At 62.1% G+C, this 485-nt stretch carries 1 protein-coding gene and 1 pseudogene; one reads left to right on the top strand and one right to left on the bottom strand.

All coding sequences use genetic code 11. From position 1 onward, the window contains the following. A pseudogene (locus AB4Y34_RS41965) lies at positions 1 to 165 on the bottom strand (transposase); the annotation flags it as partial. A 39-nt stretch (positions 166 to 204) separates the two neighbouring features. Here AB4Y34_RS41965 and AB4Y34_RS41960 point away from each other — a divergent pair. Further along, positions 205 to 485, top strand: a 281-nt coding sequence (locus tag AB4Y34_RS41960) for a transposase (RefSeq protein ID WP_368719320.1), incomplete at its 3' end; no start/stop codon positions are given.

Raw genomic sequence — 485 nt, 5'->3', positions numbered from 1 at the left:
ATCGAGCGTGGGCTCGAATGCCATCGAGTCGTGTCGGTTGGCGCCCGTGACCGTGATGGCCAGTGGAATGCTGCGCGCGTCTACAACGATGTGCCGTTTCGACCCGAGCTTTCCCCGGTCTGTCGGGTTGGGGCCGGTTTCCTGGCCCCCCCGGGGGCTGGCAACAACCTGGACATCAAGCCATAGGTTTCGTATCCTGGGCGCATGTCCAGAAGAAAAATCAGCAACGAACTGTGGGCGGCGCTGGAACTGTTGATTCCGGCATTTACGCCGTCACCCAAAGGCGGCCGTCGGCGCACAGTTGACGACCGCGCAGCACTGAACGGCATCCTGTATGTCCTGCAAACGGGCATCCCATGGGAAGACCTGCCGCAGGAACTGGGTTTCGGCAGCGGCATGACATGCTGGCGACGGCTACGAGACTGGCAGGCCGCAGGCGTGTGGGAGCAACTGCATCTGGCAATGCTTCGCCGGTTGCGTGAACA

This window comes from Paraburkholderia sp. BR10954, from assembly GCF_040965775.1.
Classification (GTDB): Bacteria; Pseudomonadota; Gammaproteobacteria; order Burkholderiales; family Burkholderiaceae; genus Paraburkholderia; species Paraburkholderia youngii.
This window is presented reverse-complemented; position numbering and strand designations above follow the sequence as displayed.